This is a genomic window from Luteimonas sp. FCS-9, from assembly GCF_001014645.1.
GTDB lineage: Bacteria > Pseudomonadota > Gammaproteobacteria > Xanthomonadales > Xanthomonadaceae > Luteimonas.
This window is the reverse complement of sequence record NZ_LASZ01000001.1, coordinates 91,844-111,156: the sequence shown is the minus strand read 5'-3', so window position 1 is coordinate 111,156 and position 19,313 is coordinate 91,844. Positions and strand designations below refer to the sequence as shown.

General features: G+C 71.2%; 13 protein-coding genes. 11 read left to right on the top strand and 2 right to left on the bottom strand.

What is annotated here, in order from left to right:
• Positions 1–196: 196 nt before the first annotated feature.
• The 11 genes from dapB to WQ56_RS00415 all read left to right on the top strand — a co-directional run bounded on the left by dapB (position 197) and on the right by WQ56_RS00415 (position 16,404).
• Positions 197–931 (top strand): 4-hydroxy-tetrahydrodipicolinate reductase, encoded by a 735-nt coding sequence (gene dapB / locus WQ56_RS00465; RefSeq protein ID WP_082132104.1) that lies wholly within the window; start codon positions 197–199, stop codon positions 929–931.
• A 132-nt stretch (positions 932–1,063) separates the two neighbouring features.
• Entirely contained in the window at positions 1,064–2,185 is a 1,122-nt protein-coding gene (gene carA / locus WQ56_RS00460; protein WP_047135107.1) for a glutamine-hydrolyzing carbamoyl-phosphate synthase small subunit, read from the top strand.
• A gap of 1 nt (position 2,186) precedes the next feature.
• Positions 2,187–5,471 carry a carbamoyl-phosphate synthase large subunit gene (carB, locus tag WQ56_RS00455; RefSeq protein ID WP_047135106.1) on the top strand — a complete coding sequence of 1,095 codons (3,285 nt, stop codon included), beginning with the start codon at positions 2,187–2,189 and terminating at the stop codon, positions 5,469–5,471.
• Positions 5,468–5,944 (top strand): transcription elongation factor GreA, encoded by a 477-nt coding sequence (gene greA / locus WQ56_RS00450; protein WP_047135105.1) that lies wholly within the window; start codon positions 5,468–5,470, stop codon positions 5,942–5,944. The genes carB and greA overlap by 4 nt, the downstream gene beginning before the upstream one ends.
• A 4-nt stretch (positions 5,945–5,948) precedes the next feature.
• On the top strand, positions 5,949–6,902 hold the full coding sequence (locus WQ56_RS00445; RefSeq protein ID WP_047135104.1) for a hypothetical protein: 954 nt from the start codon (positions 5,949–5,951) through the stop codon (positions 6,900–6,902).
• On the top strand, positions 6,899–8,626 hold the full coding sequence (gene recJ, locus WQ56_RS00440; protein ID WP_047135103.1) for a single-stranded-DNA-specific exonuclease RecJ: 1,728 nt from the start codon (positions 6,899–6,901) through the stop codon (positions 8,624–8,626). The genes WQ56_RS00445 and recJ overlap by 4 nt, the downstream gene beginning before the upstream one ends.
• 139 nt (positions 8,627–8,765) lie before the next feature.
• Positions 8,766–10,100 carry a hypothetical protein gene (locus WQ56_RS00435; RefSeq protein WP_052772734.1) on the top strand — a complete coding sequence of 445 codons (1,335 nt, stop codon included), beginning with the start codon at positions 8,766–8,768 and terminating at the stop codon, positions 10,098–10,100.
• A gap of 105 nt (positions 10,101–10,205) precedes the next feature.
• Positions 10,206–11,334 (top strand): peptide chain release factor 2 gene (prfB, locus tag WQ56_RS00430; protein WP_156170140.1). Its coding sequence is split into 2 segments (ribosomal slippage): positions 10,206–10,280 and positions 10,282–11,334, totalling 1,128 coding nucleotides; the frame shifts between segments, so codons are not numbered across the junction.
• Positions 11,335–11,524: 190 nt separating this feature from the next.
• Entirely contained in the window at positions 11,525–13,045 is a 1,521-nt protein-coding gene (gene lysS, locus WQ56_RS00425) for a lysine--tRNA ligase (protein ID WP_047135101.1), read from the top strand.
• Between the two features lie 163 nt (positions 13,046–13,208).
• The gene (locus tag WQ56_RS00420; protein ID WP_047135100.1) at positions 13,209–14,261 is read left to right on the top strand and encodes a two-component system response regulator; all 1,053 of its coding nucleotides are present in this window, start codon (positions 13,209–13,211) and stop codon (positions 14,259–14,261) included.
• A gap of 10 nt (positions 14,262–14,271) precedes the next feature.
• Positions 14,272–16,404, top strand: coding sequence for an ATP-binding protein (locus WQ56_RS00415; protein WP_047135099.1), 2,133 nt, complete (start codon positions 14,272–14,274; stop codon positions 16,402–16,404).
• Positions 16,405–16,422: 18 nt separating this feature from the next.
• Here the strand turns inward: WQ56_RS00415 and WQ56_RS00410 are convergent, their stop codons facing one another.
• Positions 16,423–17,340: a crotonase/enoyl-CoA hydratase family protein gene (locus tag WQ56_RS00410; RefSeq protein ID WP_047135098.1), complete on the bottom strand. Its 918-nt coding sequence runs from the start codon at positions 17,338–17,340 to the stop codon at positions 16,423–16,425.
• A 168-nt stretch (positions 17,341–17,508) separates the two neighbouring features.
• Positions 17,509–19,188: a long-chain fatty acid--CoA ligase gene (locus WQ56_RS00405; protein WP_047135097.1), complete on the bottom strand. Its 1,680-nt coding sequence runs from the start codon at positions 19,186–19,188 to the stop codon at positions 17,509–17,511.
• Between the last annotated feature and the right edge of the window lie 125 nt (positions 19,189–19,313).

Genomic DNA, 19,313 nt, shown 5'->3' with positions numbered 1-19,313 from the left:
CGCATGGACCGTCGGCGGCCCCGGCGTGCCGGAACCATCGTCGTCGATGGAACGCTCAGTCCCGGAACACGTGCCGCACGGATCGCGACCGCGCACCCGGCGCGCGCCGGGGCACCGACGCTAGAATGCGGCGCATGGACATCCGACTCGCTTCCCCCGTGATTCCGGCCGCCGCGTTCCGACCGGCGGTGCGCCGATGAGCGCGCCCGTCCGGGTGCTGGTGCACGGGGCCTCCGGCCGCATGGGCCAGGCGTTGCTGCGGCTGGCCGGGCAGGACGAGCGCCTGGCCGTGGTCGCGGCCGTCTCGGGCAGCGCGCCGCGGCAGCGGGTCATCGACGGGGTGCCGTACTTCGGCGCCTCGGAGCTCGGTGGCGTGCCGGCCTTCGATGTCGCGATCGACTTCAGCCTGCCGGCGGGGTTCGATGCGCTGCTGGCGCTGTGTGCGCGTCGCCGCGCGGCGCTGGTCTCGGGCACGACCGGGCTGTCGGATGCGCAGCGTGCGGCGCTCGAGGCCGCGTCCGCGCAGGTGCCGGTGCTGTGGGCCTCGAACTTCAGTCTCGGGGTCGCCGTACTGCAGGACCTGGTCGCGCGCGCGGCGGCGATGCTGCCCGGCTGGGACTGCGACATCGTCGAGGCCCACCACACGCGCAAGCTCGATGCGCCGTCGGGCACCGCGCTGACGCTGGGCGAGGCGGCGCAGGGGCAGGGCACCCACCCGCGCTACGCGTCGATCCGCGCGGGCGACATCGTCGGCGAGCACCTGGTGCAGTTCGCGACCTGTGGCGAGCGCATCGAGCTGGTCCATCGCGCCGGCAACCGCGACATCTTCGCGGCCGGCGCGCTGCACGTGGCGGCGCGGCTGGCCGGGCGTGCACCGCGCCGCTACGGAATCGCCGAACTGCTCGGCGCCGGCGACGCGCCGGCGGGCTGAACCCGCCTGTTGCGCCGCGCTGGCGCAGCGGGACCGGCGCCGGTACAATTCTCGCTCGCCTGAACCTCTCGCCTCCGGACCGGCCGCAGCCGCTCTGGCGGTTTCCTGCAACCTGACGTAGGCGAAGACCACGTGACAGATTCCGCAATTCTCGTCCTTGAAGACGGTACCGTGTTCGAGGGCGTTTCCGTGGGCGCTCCTGGCCTGTCGGTCGGCGAAACGGTGTTCAACACCGCGATGACCGGCTACCAGGAAGTGCTCACCGATCCGTCGTATGCGCGCCAGCTGGTGACGCTGACCTATCCGCACATCGGCAACACCGGCTGCACCGACCAGGACGACGAGGCGGCGCGGGTATGGGCCGCCGGCCTGATCGTCCGCGACGTGCCGCGCCGTCCGAGCAGCTGGCGCAACCAGGTCGCGCTGCCCGAGTGGCTGCGCGCGCGCGGCATCGTCGCGATCGCCGGCATCGACACCCGCAAGCTGACGCGCCTGCTGCGCGACCGCGGCGCGTTGAACGGTGCGCTGATGGCCGGCGAAGTGGACGTGGACAAGGCGCTCGAGGCGGCGCGCAAGTTCCCGGGCCTCAAGGGCATGGACCTGGCGAAGGTCGTCAGCACGACCGAGCGCTACGCGTGGACGGACGGCCAGCTCGACCTGGACGCGAACGCGTTCGCATCGGCGCCGGCGAAGTTCAAGGTCGTGGCCTACGACTATGGCGTCAAGCACAACATCCTGCGCATGCTTGCCGAGCGCGGCTGCGAGCTGACGGTCGTCCCGGCGCAGACGCCGGCCAGCGAGGTGCTCGCGCTGGAGCCCGACGGCGTGTTCCTGTCCAACGGCCCGGGCGACCCCGCGCCGTGCGACTACGCGATCGAGGCGATCCGCACGTTCGTCGAGAAGAAGATCCCGACCTTCGGCATCTGCCTGGGCCACCAGCTGCTGGCGCTGGCCGCGGGCGCGCAGACGACGAAGATGCCGCACGGCCACCACGGCGCGAACCATCCGGTCCAGGCCGTCGACGGCGGCCGGGTGATGATCACCTCGCAGAACCACGGCTTCGCGGTCGACGAGTCGACGCTGCCGGCCAACGTGCGCGTGACCCACCGTTCGCTGTTCGACGGCACCAACCAGGGCATCGCGCTGACCGACGCGCCGGCCTTCTCGTTCCAGGGACATCCCGAGGCGTCGCCGGGGCCGCACGACGTGGCACCGCTCTTCGACCAGTTCGTAGCGCTGATGGAGGCGCGTTGACATGCCCAAGCGTTCCGACATCAAGACCATCCTGATCATCGGCGCCGGGCCGATCGTCATCGGCCAGGCCTGCGAGTTCGACTACTCCGGCGCGCAGGCGTGCAAGGCGCTGCGCGAGGAAGGTTTCCGCGTGGTGCTGGTCAACAGCAATCCCGCGACGATCATGACCGACCCGGAGACCGCGGACGCGGTCTACATCGAGCCGATCAACTGGCAGACGGTCGAGAAGATCATCGCCAAGGAGAAACCCGACGCGCTGCTGCCGACGATGGGCGGGCAGACCGCGCTCAACTGCGCGCTCGACCTCGCCGACAACGGCGTGCTGGAGAAGTACGGCGTCGAGCTGATCGGCGCCAAGCGCGAGGCCATTCGCATGGCCGAGGACCGCGAGCTGTTCCGCGTGGCGATGCAGGAGATCGGCCTGGAGTGCCCGAAGGCCGAAGTCGCGCGCACGTTCGAGCAGGCCGTCGAGATCCAGGCCAAGGTCGGCTACCCGACGATCATCCGCCCCAGCTTCACGCTCGGCGGCTCGGGCGGCGGCATCGCCTACAACCGCGAGGAGTTCGAGGAGATCATCAAGCGCGGCCTCGAGCTGTCGCCGGTCGGCGAGGTGCTGGTCGAGGAGTCGGTGCTGGGCTGGAAGGAATTCGAGATGGAGGTGGTCCGCGACACCGCGGACAACTGCATCATCGTGTGCTCGATCGAGAACCTCGATCCGATGGGCGTGCACACCGGCGACAGCATCACCGTCGCGCCGGCGCAGACACTCACCGACAAGGAGTACCAGCGGCTGCGCAACGCGTCGATCGCGGTGCTGCGCAAGATCGGCGTCGACACCGGCGGGTCGAACGTGCAGTTCGGCATCAGCCCGACGACCGGCCGCGTGGTGGTGATCGAGATGAACCCGCGCGTGTCGCGCTCCTCGGCGCTGGCGTCGAAGGCGACCGGCTTCCCGATCGCCAAGGTCGCGGCCAAGCTGGCGGTCGGCTACACGCTCGACGAGCTGAAGAACGAGATCACCGGCGGCAAGACCCCGGCCTCGTTCGAGCCGTCGATCGACTACGTGGTCACCAAGATCCCGCGCTTCGCGTTCGAGAAGTTCCCGACCGCCGATGCCCGCCTGACGACCCAGATGAAGTCGGTCGGCGAGGTCATGGCGATGGGCCGCACGTTCCAGGAGTCGATGCACAAGGCGCTGCGCGGCCTGGAGACCGGCAAGGTCGGCTTCGACCCGACCGGCCTCGACCTGCGCGACGAAGGCGACCTTGCGACGCTGCGCCGCGAGGTCCGCGAGCCGGGCCCGGAGCGGCTGTTCTACCTGGCCGACGCGTTCCGCGCCGGGCTGTCGGTCGAGGACGTGCACGGCCTGTCGTACGTCGACCCGTGGTTCCTCGACCAGATCGAGGAGATCATCGCGACCGAGGGCGAGGTCGCGGCCGGCGGCATCGACGCGCTGGACAAGCCGCGGCTGCGCGCGCTCAAGCGCATGGGCTTTTCGGACGCGCGCCTGGCGCAGCTGCTGGGCACCGACGAGCAGGCCGTGCGTGCGCTGCGCCGCGCGTTCGGCGTGCGCCCGGTCTACAAGCGCGTCGACTCGTGCGCGGCGGAGTTCGCGACCGACACCGCCTACCTGTACTCGACCTACGAGGACGAGTGCGAGGCGCAGCCGACGACGCGCGACAAGATCATGGTGCTCGGCGGCGGGCCGAACCGGATCGGGCAGGGCATCGAGTTCGACTACTGCTGCGTCCACGCCGCACTCGCGCTGCGCGAGGACGGCTTCGAGACCATCATGGTCAACTGCAACCCCGAGACCGTCTCGACCGACTACGACACCTCCGATCGCCTGTACTTCGAGCCGCTGACGCTCGAGGACGTGCTGGAGATCGTCGAGATCGAGAAGCCCAAGGGCGTGATCGTGCAGTACGGCGGGCAGACCCCGCTGAAGCTCGCACGCGCACTCGAGGCCAACGGCGTGCCGATCATCGGCACCTCGCCGGACTCGATCGACCTGGCCGAAGACCGCGAGCGGTTCCAGAAGCTGGTCGACGAACTGGGCCTCAAGCAGCCGCCCAACCGCACCGCGCGCAACCCCGAGGAGGCGCTGGTGCTGGCGCGCGAGATCGGCTACCCGCTGGTCGTGCGGCCGAGCTACGTGCTCGGCGGCCGCGCGATGGAGGTCGTGCACGCCGACGCCGACCTGGCGCGCTACATGCGCGACGCGGTCAAGGTCTCGAACGACTCGCCGGTGCTGCTCGACCGCTTCCTCGACAACGCGGTCGAGGTCGACATCGACGTGATCGCCGATCATGAAGGCAACGTCCTGATAGGCGGCGTCATGGAGCACATCGAGGAGGCCGGCGTGCACTCGGGCGACTCCTCGTGCTCGCTGCCGCCGTATTCGCTGTCGGCCGGGGTGCAGGCGCGCCTGCGCGAGCAGGTCGTGGCGCTGGCGCGCAAGCTCAAGGTGATCGGCCTGATGAACACCCAGTTCGCGGTGCAGACCGACGATGCGGGCGAGGAGACGATCTTCCTGCTCGAGGTGAACCCGCGTGCCTCGCGCACGGTGCCGTTCGTGTCCAAGGCGATCGGCCTGCCGCTGGCGAAGATCTCGGCGCGCTGCATGGCCGGCAGGACGCTGGCCGAGCAGGGCGCCACGACCGAGATCGTGCCATCGTACTACTCGGTCAAGGAGGCGATCTTCCCGTTCGCCAAGTTCCAGAACGTCGATCCGATCCTCGGGCCGGAGATGCGCTCGACCGGCGAGGTCATGGGCGTGGGCGAGAGCTTCGGCGCGGCGTTCGCGCGCGCCCAGGAGGCGGCCAGCATCCGCACGCCGCCGACCAGCGGCAAGGTGTTCGTCTCGGTCCGCGACCCGGACAAGAAGCGCGTGCTGCCGGTCGCCCGCGACCTGGCGGCCAAGGGCTACGCGATCGTCGCCACCGCCGGCACGGCCAGGTGGCTGCGCGAGCACGACATCGCCTGCGAACAGGTCAACAAGGTCGTCGAGGGGCGTCCGCACATCGTCGACCTGATCAAGAACGGCGAGATCGCCTATATCGTCAACACCACCGAGGGCAAGCAGGCGATCTCCGACTCGTTCTCGATCCGCCGCGAGGCGCTGCAGCACCGGGTCACGTACTCGACCACCGTTGCCGGCGCCCGGGCACTGCTGCACTCTCTGGACTATCGCGGCAGCGGCCCGGTCTGGGCCCTGCAGGAACTGCACGCGCAGCTCGACGGCGGCGCGGCGCCATCCACCCAGCACACAGGAGGGACGCCATGAGGGCACCCATGACCACGCGCGGCGCGCAGCGCCTGCGCGAGGAGCTCGAGGAACTGAAGTCGGTCAAGCGGCCGGCGGTCATCGACGCGATCGCCGAGGCGCGCGCGCACGGCGACCTGAAGGAGAACGCCGAGTACCACGCCGCGCGCGAGCAGCAGAGCTTCATCGAGGGCCGCATCAAGCAGCTCGAGGGCGAGCTGTCGCACGCCGACGTCATCGACGTCGCCAAGCTCAACGCCGGCGACAAGGTGGTGTTCGGCGCGACGGTGGTGATCGCCGACGCCGAGACCGACGAGGAAAAGCGCTACCAGATCGTCGGCGACCTCGAGGCCGACATCAAGCAGGGGCTGATCGCGATCTCCTCGCCGGTGGCGCGCGCGCTGATCGGCAAGCACGAGGGCGACAGCATCAGCATCGACGCGCCCGGCGGCACGCGCGACTACGACATCGTCAGCGTCGAGTACCTCGGCTGATCCGATGATCTCCGCGACGTTCCTGCTGCCCGCCGCCGCGCGCTTCGGCGCGCAGCGCTGGCAGCAGGACATCGTGCGCGCGCTCGGCCGCGCCGACAGCGCCACCGGGGCGCCGGGCCGGCGGGCCCAGCTCGCGCGGCACCTCGGGCTGCCCGCGGGCAGCTGGCCGCTGGCGGCGCTGTCGCGTCAGGTCGATGCCGGCGATGCCAGCGTGCCCGACAGCGCGTGGTTGCGCGCCGATCCGGCCTGGCTGCGACCCGACATCAACGGCGTGCGCCTGATGGGGCACGGCGACACGCTGGGCCTGGACCAGGCCGACGTCGACGCGCTGCTGCCGGCGCTGCAGCCGGTGTTCGACGAGGCGGGATTCGCGCTCGACGCGCCGTCGCCCGTGCGCTGGTACCTGCGGCTGCCGCGTGCGACCGCGCTGCCGGCGTTCGTCGATCCGTCCGAGGCGCTGGGCACCGACCTGTCCGACCATGACGACGACGGCGCCGAGGCGCGTCGCTGGCGGGCGCTGGCGACCGAGGCGCAGATCCTCCTGCACAACCATCCCCGCAACGCCGCACGGGCCGCCGCCGGCCGCCCGCCGGTCAACGCGCTGTGGTTCTGGGGCGGCGGCACGCTGCCCGATGCGCCGGTGGCGCTGCGCGGCGCGCAGGCCCGGGTGTGCACCGACGATGCGACGCTGCATGCGCTCGCCGCGACCGCCGCGGGCGTCCAGCCACTGCCGCCCGCCTGGCCGGGCCCGGATGAGGCGACGCTGTTCGACCTGGGCGGGGCGCGCGATCTGCGCCAGTTGCAGGCCGACTGGCTGCGGCCCGCGCTCGCCGCGCTGGCGGCCGGTGGGCTCGGCGCGCTGGTCCTCGACGCCGAGGACGGCGGCCTGCTGACGTTGCGGCGCCGCCACCGCCTGCGTGTCTGGCGCCGGCCCTGGGCGCCGGCGGACGCGTCGTGACGCGCCCGGCCCCGACGATCCGCCGTCGCGACGGCGCGCCCGGCGGCGACTGGCCGGCCTCGGTCCCGGCGCTGCTGCGGCGCATCTACGCCGCGCGCGGCGCGCACGACCTGCAGGCCGCGCAGCCGCGCCTGGCCGGGCTGCTGCCGCCCGACGCGCTGTCGAACATCGATGCGGCGACGGTCCTGCTCGCCGATGCGATCGTGCAGGGCGGGCGCATCCTCGTCGTCGGCGACTTCGACTGCGACGGCGCGACCGCGTGCGCGGTCGCGGTGCGCGGGCTGCGCATGCTCGGTGCGCGCGACGTCGTGCACGCCGTGCCCAACCGCATCGTCCACGGCTACGGGCTGTCGCCCGGGCTGGTCGATGCGCTGGCGCAGCTGTCGCCGCAGCTGCTGGTGACCGTCGATCACGGCATCGCCTGCCATGCGGGCGTCGCCGCGGCGAAGGCGCGCGGCTGGCAGGTGCTGGTCACCGACCACCACCTGCCGGGCGAGGCGCTGCCGCCGGCCGATGCGATCGTCAACCCGAACCTGCCCGGCGACCGCTTCCAGAGCAAGGCGCTGGCCGGCGTCGGGGTGATCTTCTACGTGCTGCTGGCGCTGCGCCGGCGGCTACGCGAGGCGGGCGCCTTCGACGGCGCCTTGCCGGACCTGTCGACGCTGCTCGACCTGGTCGCGGTCGGAACGGTCGCCGACCTCGTGCCGCTGGACGTCAACAACCGGGCGCTGGTCTCGGCCGGACTGCGCCGGCTGCGCGGCGGGCAGGGCTGCGCGGGGCTGCAGGCGCTGATCGAGGTCGCGGGCCGCCAGGCCGCGCGGCTGACCACCGGCGACATCGGCTTCGGCATCGCCCCGCGCATCAACGCCGCCGGGCGCCTGGAGGACATGGCGATCGGCATCGAGTGCCTGCTGACCGACGACGCGGCCCAGGCGCGGACGCTGGCGGCGACGCTGCACGGGATCAACGCCGAGCGCCGCGCCGTCCAGCAGTCGATGCTCGACGACGCCGAGGCCGCGGTGGCGGGGCGTCCGCCGGTCGATCCGTCGGCGATCGGGGTCTGCCTGCACGATCCGCAGTGGCATCCGGGGGTGGTCGGGCTGGTCGCCTCGAAGATGAAGGACGCGCTGCACCGGCCGGTGATCGCGTTCGCGCCGGCCGAGCCCGGCAGCCCGCAGCTGCGCGGCTCGGCGCGCTCGATTCCGGGCCTGCACATCCGCGACGTGCTGGCCGCGGTCGACGTCGCGCACCCCGGGCTGATCGAGCGCTTCGGCGGCCATGCGATGGCGGCCGGCCTGAGCCTGCGGCTGGAGGCGCTGGCCGCGTTCGAACGCGCGTTCGGGCAGGCGGTCGCGGCGCTGCTCGATCCGGCGCTGCTGCGCGCGGAGATCGTCACCGACGGCGCGCTGCGCCCAAGCGAGTTCGACATCGTGCATGCCGCCCACCTGCGCGATGCGGGGCCCTGGGGGCAGGGCTTCCCCGAGCCGCTGTTCGACGGCGAGTTCGCGGTCGTCGACTGGCGGGTCGTCGGCGGGCGGCATCTCAAGCTCAGCCTGCGGCTCGACGGCCGCCCCGCGCCGGTCGACGCGATCCACTTCGGCGCCTGGCGCGAGGTCGCGCCGGCCCCGCGCGAGCGCATCGTCTACCGGCTCGCGCCCGACGACTACCGCGGCGGCGATGCGGTGCAACTGCTGGTCGAGCACCGCGAGCCGCTGGCGGTGTGACGCCCTCCGGTCGGCGTGCGAGGCCCCGAGGCGGGGCAGGGCGCGGCGGGCGTTGCCTATGCGCCTTTTTCCCTGAACGAGTGCGAGAATGCCGCGCCGCGCCCGCGATCGCGCCGGGCGCCCCTGAAGGGAGATCCGCTTGAAGACCGTCCATACGCTTTCGCTGGCGATCGCGCTCGCCATCGCGCCGGCCCTGTCGCAGGCCGCCGACCCCGCGCCGGCCCCGTTGTCGATCGGCAGCGAGGTGCGCGGGGAGATCACCAGCCGCTCCAGCCTCAACCACCAGGACGGCTCGCGCAGCCAGCTCTACCGCGTGGACCTGCGCGAAGGCGACGTGGCGACGTTCGAGGTCGAGGGCGCGCTGCGTGCCCGGCTGTCGGCATTCCTCGACGACGCACTGGTCGGCAGCTCGCGCGAGCGCGAAGCCTCGTCGTCGCTGACGATCCGCGCGCGCCGGGCGGGCCGCTACACGATCGCGGTCAGCGGCGTCGACGCGTCGTCGTACGGCCCGTACACGCTGGTGTCCTCGCGCGTGGACACCTACGACGGGCAGCCGTTGCGCGTCGGGGCGAGCATCGGCGACTGGACCGACGGACAGCGCGAGCTGCCGCTGCAGATCGACCGGGCCGGCCTGTACACGATCGACATGATGTCCGACGACTTCGATGCGCTGCTGGCGCTCGAGGGCGAAGGCATCTCGGTCAGCAACGACGACGGCGGCGATGACAGCAACGCCCGCCTGACGCTGCGCCTGGCGCCCGGGCGCTACCGGCTGTTCGCCAGGAGCTACGGCGACGAGGGCGCCGGCGGCGCCTACCGCCTCCGCGTCGCATCGCGCACGCTCGACACCGACGAGGTGCGCGAGGGCGGCGACCTCGCCGTGGGCGCGACCGTCACCGGCCTGTACGCCGGCCGCCCGCAGGACTACCGCTTCACGCTGCCCGAGCGCCGGCTCGTGCGTCTGGACATGCGCAGCGACGAGATCGATCCGCTGATGCGGCTGTCGGGCCAGGGCGTGCAGAAGGAGGACGACGACGGCGGCGGACAGCTCAATTCGCGGATCGGTCTGATGCTCGAGGCCGGCGACTACACCGTCCAGGCCGACAGCGCGACGCCGGGCGCGGGGCCGTACACGCTGTCGCTGACCGCGAGCGAGGTGCCCGAGGGGGCCGGCGGCGGCGCGCTGGCGACCGGCCGCCCCGTCGACGCGACGCTGCTGCCGGGCATGACCGACCGCTGGACGTTCGAGGTGCGCAGTGCCGGCGACTACGCGATCGAGATGCGTTCGGGCCAGATCGACAGCTACCTGCTGCTGCGTCAGGACGAGGCCGAGGTGGCGAGCGACGACGACGGCGCGGGCGGGCTGGACGCGCGCATCGTGCAGCGCCTGGCGCCCGGCCGCTACGTGATCGAGGCCTCGGCGATCGACACCGACGCCGGCGGCCCGTACCGCCTGCTGCTCGAGCGTCGCTGAGCGCGCGTCCCGGCCGGCGCGGGCGCATGCCGCGTGCCGCGCCGACCGGGACTTGCCGGGCCCCGGCTTGCTAGAATCCCCGGTTTTCCGCGAGTCCACCGGACCATGATCGAACTCAATCCCGTTCGCCAGCGCATCGTCGACCTTCGCGGTCGGCTGGATGCGCTGAGGGGGTATCTTTGACTACGACGCCCGTCGCGAGCGTCTGGAAGAGGTCGAGCGCGAGCTCGAGGACCCGAACATCTGGAACGATCCCGAGCGCGCCCAGGCGCTGGGACGCGAGCGCGCCTCGCTCGACAAGACCGTCAACGGCATCCGCGATCTGACCGAGGGTCTGGACGGCGCGATCGAACTACTGGAACTGGCCGAATCGGAGAACGACGAGGACACCGCGCAGGCGGTGGTCGACGACGTCGAGCGCTACGCGGCCCAGGTCGACAAGCTGGAGTTCCAGCGCATGTTCTCCGGCGAGATGGACGGTGCTGCGGCGTTCGTCGACATCCAGGCCGGCGCCGGCGGCACCGAGGCCCAGGACTGGGCCGAGATGCTGCTGCGCATGTACCTGCGCTGGGCCGAGAGCCGTGGCTGGAAGGCCGAGCTGATGGAGGTCTCGGGCGGCGAGGTGGCCGGCATCAAGTCGGCGACGTTCCGCGTCGAGGGCGATTTCGCCTACGGCTGGCTCAAGACCGAGATCGGCGTGCACCGGCTGGTGCGCAAGTCGCCGTTCGACTCCGACAACCGCCGGCACACCTCGTTCACCTCGGTGTTCGTGGCCCCGGAGGTCGACGACAAGATCGACATCGAGATCAATCCCGCGGACCTGAAGACCGACGTCTACCGGTCGTCGGGCGCGGGCGGCCAGCACGTCAACAAGACCGAGTCGGCGGTGCGCATCACCCACGTGCCGACCAACACGGTCGTGGCCTGCCAGACAGAGCGCAGCCAGCACGCCAACCGCGACCGTGCGATGAAGATGCTCGCCGCCAAGCTCTACGAGCTCGAGCTGCAGAAGCGCAACGCCGAGAAGGACGCGCTGGAAGCGACCAAGTCCGACATCGGCTGGGGCAGCCAGATCCGCAACTACGTGCTCGACCAGAGCCGCATCAAGGACCTGCGCACGGGCGTGGAGCGCAGCGACACGCAGAAGGTGCTCGACGGCGACCTGGACGAGTTCGTCGAGGCCGCGCTCAAGTCCGGCCTGGAAGCCGGCGCCAAGCGCGTGGACGCCAGCTGATTTCTGTCCGCCGCCGATCCGTGCGGATCGGCGCGGATCGCAATCGACGCATGGCGCCCGTTCGTTCCCGCAGCGTTCCGCCGACGCATGGCCGGACGGGCGCGGCGGGGTGGCGTCTTCCTCGTTCTTCCGCTTTCATCCGCAGCATCCACGTCGATCCGCGGACATCCACCGCTTTCCAGAGACCCCCATGACCCAGCAGCCCGCCACTCCGCCCCCCGCCGACGAGAACGCCCTGATCGCCGAGCGTCGCGGAAAACTGGCCGCGCTGCGCGCGCAGGGCGTGGCGTTCCCGAACGACTTCCGCCGTCGCGACGAGGCCGGCGCGCTGCAGACCGTCTACGCCGACGCCGAGCGCTGGACGGGCGAGGCGCTCGAGGCCGAGGGCGTGCGGGTCGCGGTGGCCGGCCGGCTGATGGCCAAGCGGCTCATGGGCAAGGCCGCGTTCGCGCAGATCCAGGACGTGAGCGGCCGCATCCAGCTGTTCCTGCAGTCGGCGACGCTGGGCGAGCGCTACGACGCGTTCAAGGGCTGGGACGTGGGCGACATCGTCGCGGCCGAGGGCACGCTGATGCGCACCCGGACCGGCGAGCTGTCGGTCAAGGCCGACGGCTTGCGCCTGTTGACCAAGTCGCTGCGGCCGCTGCCCGACAAGTGGCACGGGCTGTCGGACGTCGAGCAGCGCTACCGCCAGCGCTACGTCGACCTGATCGTCTCGCCCGACGCGCGTGCGGTGTTCGTCAAGCGCTCGCGCATCGTCGCCGCGATCCGGCAGTGGCTCGATGCGCGCGACTTCCTCGAGGTCGAGACGCCGATGATGCATTACCTCGCCGGCGGCGCGGCGGCCAAGCCGTTCACGACCCATCACAACGCGCTGGACCTGGACCTGTACCTGCGCGTGGCGCCCGAGCTGTACCTCAAGCGCCTGGTCGTGGGCGGCTTCGAGCGCGTGTACGAGATCAACCGCAATTTCCGCAACGAGGGCGTGTCGACGCGGCACAATCCCGAGTTCACGATGCTCGAGCTCTACGAGGCCTACGTCGCCTACGAGGAGGTTATGGACCTGACCGAGGCGCTGATCCGCGACGTCGCGGTGCAGGCCGTGGGGACCACCGCGCTGGAATGGGACGGCAACGCGATCGACGTCGGCCCGGCCTTCCGCCGCTGGAAGCTCGAGGAGGCGGTGCGCGAGCTCAACCCGGAGATCACGGTCGCCGACTGCCGCGACCGCGAGGCGCTGGCCGCGCACTGCGCGCGCCTGGGTGTGCACGTCAAGGCCGGCTACGGCTGGGGCAAGCTGCTGCTGGAGATCTTCGAGAAGACCGTCGAGACCGGCCTGATCCAGCCGACCTTCATCACCCACTATCCGGTCGAGGTCTCGCCGCTGGCGCGCGAGTCCGACACCGAGGCGGGCATCACCGACCGCTTCGAGCTGTTCATCGGCGGCAAGGAGATCGCCAACGGCTTCTCCGAGCTCAACGATCCCGAGGACCAGGCCGCGCGCTTCCGCGCCCAGGTCGACGCGCGGGAGGGCGGCGACGACGAGGCGATGCACTACGACGCGGACTACATCCGCGCGCTCGAGGTCGGCCTGCCGCCGACCGGCGGGCTCGGCATCGGCATCGACCGGCTGGTGATGCTGCTGACCGGCTCGTCGTCGATCCGCGACGTGCTGCTGTTCCCGTACATGCGCCCGCAGGCCGACGGTTGACCCGGGGCCGGGCCTTCGCCGCGGTGCGTCGACGACGCGCCGCGCGACGAACGCCGATCGCGTCACATCCCCGGAACGCTGCCCAGCGGCTGCGCTCGGCTTCGCGCTAAGATCCTCGCCAGCGCGATGCCGCCGGCGGCGCGCATCGACAGGAGGGCCTGCGTTGAACATCGTGATCGTCGACGACCAGACGTCCGCGCGGACCATGTTGCGGCACATCCTCGAGGACATCAGCCCGGAGCTGGAGGTCTTCGACTTCGAGGACCCGGAGCAGGCGCTGGGCTGGTGCGACGGCCACCGCGCCGACCTGCTGTTGCTCGACTACCGGATGCCGGGCATGGATGGCCTGGAGTTCGCGCGCCGCTTCCGCAAGCTGCTCCCGCATCGCGACGTGCCGATCGTGCTGGTCACCGTCGTCGGCGACGAGCCGATCCGGCAGGCCGCGCTCGACGCCGGCGTCATCGACTTCCTGGTCAAGCCGGTGCGGCCCCGCGAGCTGCGGGCGCGCTGCCGCAACCTGCTGCAGCTGCGCCAGCAGTCCGAGTCGGTCAAGCAGCGCGCGCTGTCGCTCGAGCAGCGGCTGCTGCGCAGCATGCACGAGGTCGAGGAGCGCGAGCGCGAGACCCTGACCCGGCTGGCGCGCGCGATCGCGTACCGCGACGCCAGCACCAGCGCCAATCTCGAGCGCGTCGCCGCGGTGGCCGGCATGGTCGCCGAGGCGATGGGGCTGTTCGAGGACGAGGTGCGGATGATCGAACTGGCCGCGCCGCTGCACGACATCGGCAAGATCGCGATCCCCGACGCGATCCTGATGAAGCCCGGCCCGCTGGACGAGGCGGAGACCGAGGTGATGCGGCAGCACCCACGGATCGGCTACGAGCTGCTGAGCGACAGCCACAACCGCTTCATCCAGCTCAGCGCGACGATCGCGCTGCGCCACCAGGAGCGCTACGACGGCAGCGGCTATCCCGACGGGCTGGCCGGGGACGCCATCCCGCTCGAGGCGCGGATCGTCGCGATCGCCGACGTCTTCGATGCGCTGGTCTCGCGCCGGCCCTACAAGCGGGCCTGGACGATGGACGAGGCGCTGGCCTACATCGAGCGCAACAGCGGGCTGGCGTTCGATCCGCGGTGCGTCGACGCGCTGCTGTCGAACCGGACGCGGCTCGAGGCGATCTGCGCGCGCCTGGACCGGTCCGCGGCCCGGCTGCAGTGAGCCCGGGGACGTGAAGCGCGCGCTCGCCTGGGTCCGCGGCCGCCTGGCGGGGCGGCCCGATAGCGAGCACGGCCAGGCGACCGTCCGGCTGGTGATGCTGTGCGTGATCTACGCCTACCTGCAGCTGGTCGTGGGTCGGCATCCCGAGGTCGCGCGCGAGCTGTGGCTGTCGGAGGCGTACCTGGCGATCGAGTTCGCGGTCGCGCTGGGCATCGTCGGCTGGCTGCTGTGGCGGCCCGGCGTCTCGCACCCGCGCCGGGTGCTCGGCATGCTGGCCGACTACAGCCTGATGGGCGTGGGCCTGTACCTGCTGGGCGGGCTGCTGGCCTGGCTGTACGTGGTGATCATGTGGGTGACGGTGGGCAACGGCCTGCGCTTCGGGCCGCGCTACCTGCACGCGGCGATCGGATTCGCGGTGACGACGTTCGGAATCGCGATCGCGACGACGCCGTACTGGCAGCAGCAGAACCTGCCGCTGGCGCTGGGCCTGCTCGTCGGGCTGGTCGCGGTGCCGCTGTACCTGAGTTCGCTGCTGCGTGCGCTCACCGATGCCACCGCCGCGGCGCGGGCCGCCAGCGAGGCCAAGAGCCGCTTCCTGGCGAACATGAGCCACGAGTTCCGCACCCCGCTCAACGGCATCGTCGGCATGTCCGAACTGCTGGCGACCACGCCGCTGAGCGCCGAGCAGCGCGAGAGTGCGGTGGTCATCCAGACCTCGGCCAGGGCGCTGCAGGCGCTGGTCGACGACGTGCTGGACCTGTTCAAGATCGAGGCCGGCAAGTTCCGCCGCAACGACGCCGCGTTCCCGCTGCACGAGCTGGTGCGCGGGATCGAGGTGATGCTCGGTCCGAGCGCCCAGGCCAAGGGCCTGGCGCTGGAGCTGGGGATCGCGCCCGACGTGCCGGCCGCACTGCACGGCGACGCCAACCGGCTGCGCCAGATCCTGGTGAACCTGCTGTCGAACGCGATCAAGTTCACCGAGCAGGGCAGCGTCCGGCTCGAGGTGGCGCTGCTCGAGCGCGGACCGACGCGGGTGCGGTTGCGGTTCTCGGTCCGCGACACCGGCATCGGGGTCGCGCCCGAGGCGCTGGCGCGCATCTTCGAGGCGTTCGAACAGGTCGACTCGAGCCTGGGCCGCCGCTTCGGCGGCACCGGGCTGGGCACCACGATCGCCAAGGGCCTGGCCGAGCAGATGGACGGCACGATCCACGCCGAAAGCACGCCGGGCCGCGGCTCGCACTTCTGGGTCGAGCTGCCGTTCGGCATCGCCGAAGCCGGCGGGCGCGTTCCGACGGCCGCGGACAGCAACGTCATCGCGTTCGACGATCCGTTCGTGCGTCACCGCGCGCGCATCGCGCCGCTGCGCATCCTGGTCGCCGACGACCAGTCCGCGAACCTGATGGTGCTGCGCCGCCTGCTGGAGCGGGCCGGCCACCGTCCGCTGCTGGTCGAGGACGGCGAGGCGGTGCTCGACGCGCTCGAGCGCGAGCGCTTCGATGCGGTGATCACCGACCTGCACATGCCCGGCGCCGACGGGCTGGACATCCTCCGGCAGACCCGCGTCATCGAGGCCGGCAGCGGCCGCCGTACGCCCTTCATCGTGCTGACCGCAGACGCGACCGCCGAGGCGCAGGAGAACTGCCGGCGCGCGGGCGCGTTCGCCTACCTGACCAAGCCGGTGGTCATCGAGCGGCTGCTCGAGCAGCTCGCGCGGATCGCACTGGGCACGGAGCCTGCGCGCGTCGCGCGCGAGACCCGGGGCGCAACGGCCACGGTCTCGTCCCACATCCTCGACGAGATGCGGGAGATGGGATTCGACGAGGCGTTCGTGCAGCGCTTCCTGACCGAGTGCGCGCGCGACGCGCGCAAATGTCTGGTCGAGCTGGCGCGCGCGTCCGAAGAGGGCCGCTGGGACGAGGCGCGCGACATCTGCCACGCACTCAAGGGGGCGGCGGCCAACCTCGGCGCGACCGAGCTCGAACGCAATGCCTCGCAGGGCATGCGCATGCCGTCCGACCGACTTGCGGCGGAATGGCCGTCGCTGCTGCGTGCGCTCGATCGCCAGCTCGACCAGGCGCTGGAGGCGTTGCGGTCGCAGGGCGACCTGCCGCGGCCGGGCCGGCCCGGGTCGGAATCCATCTGACCCGGGCGCCGCGGCCGGTCAGCCGCCGGCGGCGGTCCGTCCGGCCCGTGCGTCGGCGGGCTGCAGCCGGCGCTGCGCGCGGACCAGCCGTTCCATCGTACGCAGGTGGCGGTCGTCGAGCTGCATCGCGGTGTCGACCCAGATCTCGGTGATGCGGACCAGTTCGGACAGCGCGACCGGGTGGGCGCCCTCGCGCACGCGGTGCAGCGCCAGCCGCGCGCCGGCGATCCGGCGGTGCCTGCGGATCCGTTCGTGGACCGCGGGCACGCCTTCGCCGGGCTCGACCAGTACGTCCACCAGGCCCATGCGGTGCAGCGTTTCGCTGTCGTGGAGCGTGCCGTCGAGCATCATCGCCTCGGCGACGCGCGGGCTCACGCGCTGCACCAGCAGCGAGTAGGCGCCCATGCCGGGGAACAGCCCGAACAGCGCTTCGGGAAAGCCCATCTGCACGCCGCGTTCGGCGACGATGGTGCCGCAGGCCAGCGCCAGTTCGAAGCCGCCGCCGAGCGCGTCGCCCTGGACGAGCGCGATCGTGTGCGCGTTGGGGTGCAGGCGGCCGTGCAGCAGGTGGATGTTGTCGACGCACTGCCGGGCGTAGCGGGCGAGCGCGTCGCGGTCGCGCCGGCGGATCAGCTCGACGAACAGCTGCAGGTCGCCGCCGAGGTTGAACACCGGGGCGTCGGAGGCCAACACGACGTGCGAGAGATGCCCGGGATCGGCCGCGGCGCGCGCGGCCATCCGCTCGATGCTCGACTGCGCGAACAGGCGCAGCTCGCGCAGCAGGCCGGGCGAGAAACAGGGACGGTAGTCGGGGAGGCCGGCGCCGGGGCCGGCATGCATGAAGCACCAGTGCGCGTCGCTGGACGCGTCGTGGTGCAGGCGGAGGGTGGACGGCGCGGGCGCGCCGTCACGGCGGAACGATTCGATGGTGTGCATTGAAATCCCCTGTTGCAGGGCACGGGCCGGTCGGGCGGCCGGTCCGTACCCGGATGAACGCGTGTTGCCCGATGCGCGCCTCTATGCGCGCATCGGGATCACAGGGCAATGACTTCAATGATTTGCGACGACCCTGGGACAGGTGTCGTTATATTTCCGTGACGGACGTCACGCAGCGGGCGCCTCGTCGCGCAGTTCGCGCCGCAGGATCTTGCCGACATTGGTCTTGGGCAGCTCGTTGCGGAACTCGACGATGCGCGGGTGCTTGTAGCCGGTCAGGTGCTCGCGCGCGTGGGCCTTGACCTGGTCGGCGGTCAGCGCCGGATCCTTGCGCACGATGACGACCTTGACCGCCTCGCCCGAGCGTTCGTCGGGCACGCCGATCGCGGCGACCTCGAGCACGCCGGGCATCATCGCGATCACGTCCTCGATCTCGTTGGGATACACGTTGAACCCCGAGACCAGGATCATGTCCTTCTTGCGGTCGACGATGTAGAAATAGCCGCCGGCATCCATGCGTGCCATGTCGCCGGTGTGCAGCCAGCCGTCCGCGTCGACCGCCTGGGCGGTGTCTTCGGGACGCTGCCAGTAGCCCTTCATGACCTGCGGGCCGCGGATGCACAGCTCGCCCACCTCATCGACCGGAAGCTCGGCGCCGCTCTCGTCCTTGATGCAGGCCTCGGTCGAGGGCACCGGCAGGCCGATCGAGCCGTTGTAGTCGGCCAGCGTCATCGGGTTGATGCACGCCGCCGGTGAGGTTTCGGTCAGGCCGTAGGCTTCGACCAGCGTGGTGCCGGTCACCGCCTTCCAGCGGTCGGCGACGGCGCGCTGCACCGCCATGCCGCCGCCCAGGCTCAGGTGCAGGCGCGAGAAGTCCACCTGGTCGAAGCCGGGGGTGTTGAGCAGGCCGTTGAACAGCGTGTTGACGCCGGTGATGGCGGTCATGCGGATGCCCTTGAGCTCCTTGACGAAGCCGGGCATGTCGCGCGGATTGGTGATCAGGTGGTTGTGGCCGCCGAACTCCATGAACACCAGGCAGTTCGCGGTCAGTGCGAAGATGTGATAGAGCGGCAGCGCGGTGACGATCAGTTCCTCGCCCCGCTTGGCGTTGGTGCCCAGCCAGGCCGCCGCCTGCTGCATGTTCGCGACCATGTTGCGGTGGGTGAGCATCGCGCCCTTGGCCACGCCGGTCGTGCCGCCTGTGTATTGGAGGAACGCGATGTCGTCGTGCGCGATCGAGACCTCGGGCAGGGTGTGCCGGCGGCCGCGCGCGAGTGCGTCGCGGAACCGGATCGCGCCGTGGATGGTGTAGTCGGGCACCATCTTCTTGACGTGCTTGACCACGAGATTGACGATCGCGCCCTTCGGAAAGCCGAGCAGGTCGCCCAGGCCGGTGGTCACGACCTGCTTGATGCGGGTGTCGGCGATGACGTCCTGCACCGTCTTGCCGAAGTTGTCCATCACCAGGATCGCGGCCGCGCCCGAATCGACGAGCTGGTGGCGCAGTTCGCGCGCGGTGTACATCGGGTTGGTGTTCACGACCGTCAGGCCGGCACGCAGGATGCCGAAGATCGCGATCGGGTACTGCAGGCAGTTGGGCATCATCACCGCGACGCGGTCGCCCTTCTTGAGCTTCAGCTCGCCGAGCAGATAGGCGGCGAACTCGCGGCTGGACACGTCGAGTTCGGCATAGGTGAGCGTCTTACCCATGTTGGAGAACGCGGGCTTGTCGCGGTACTTCGCGATCGCCTCGTCGAGGATCGCGGGGACCGAGCGGTACTCGTCAGGGTCGATCTCGGCGGGAATGCCCGCGGGGTAGTTCGCCAGCCACGGGCGTTGGTCGGTCATTCGGTCTTCTCCCTGATGAAGGCCGTCACTCGAAGCGGTGAGCGTACCTGCGCGATCGCGCCCGATTGGAGCATAGGGCTTCGGGGGGAGGCAAGGCGCGGCGCGGCGAAACACCGCCGCACCGC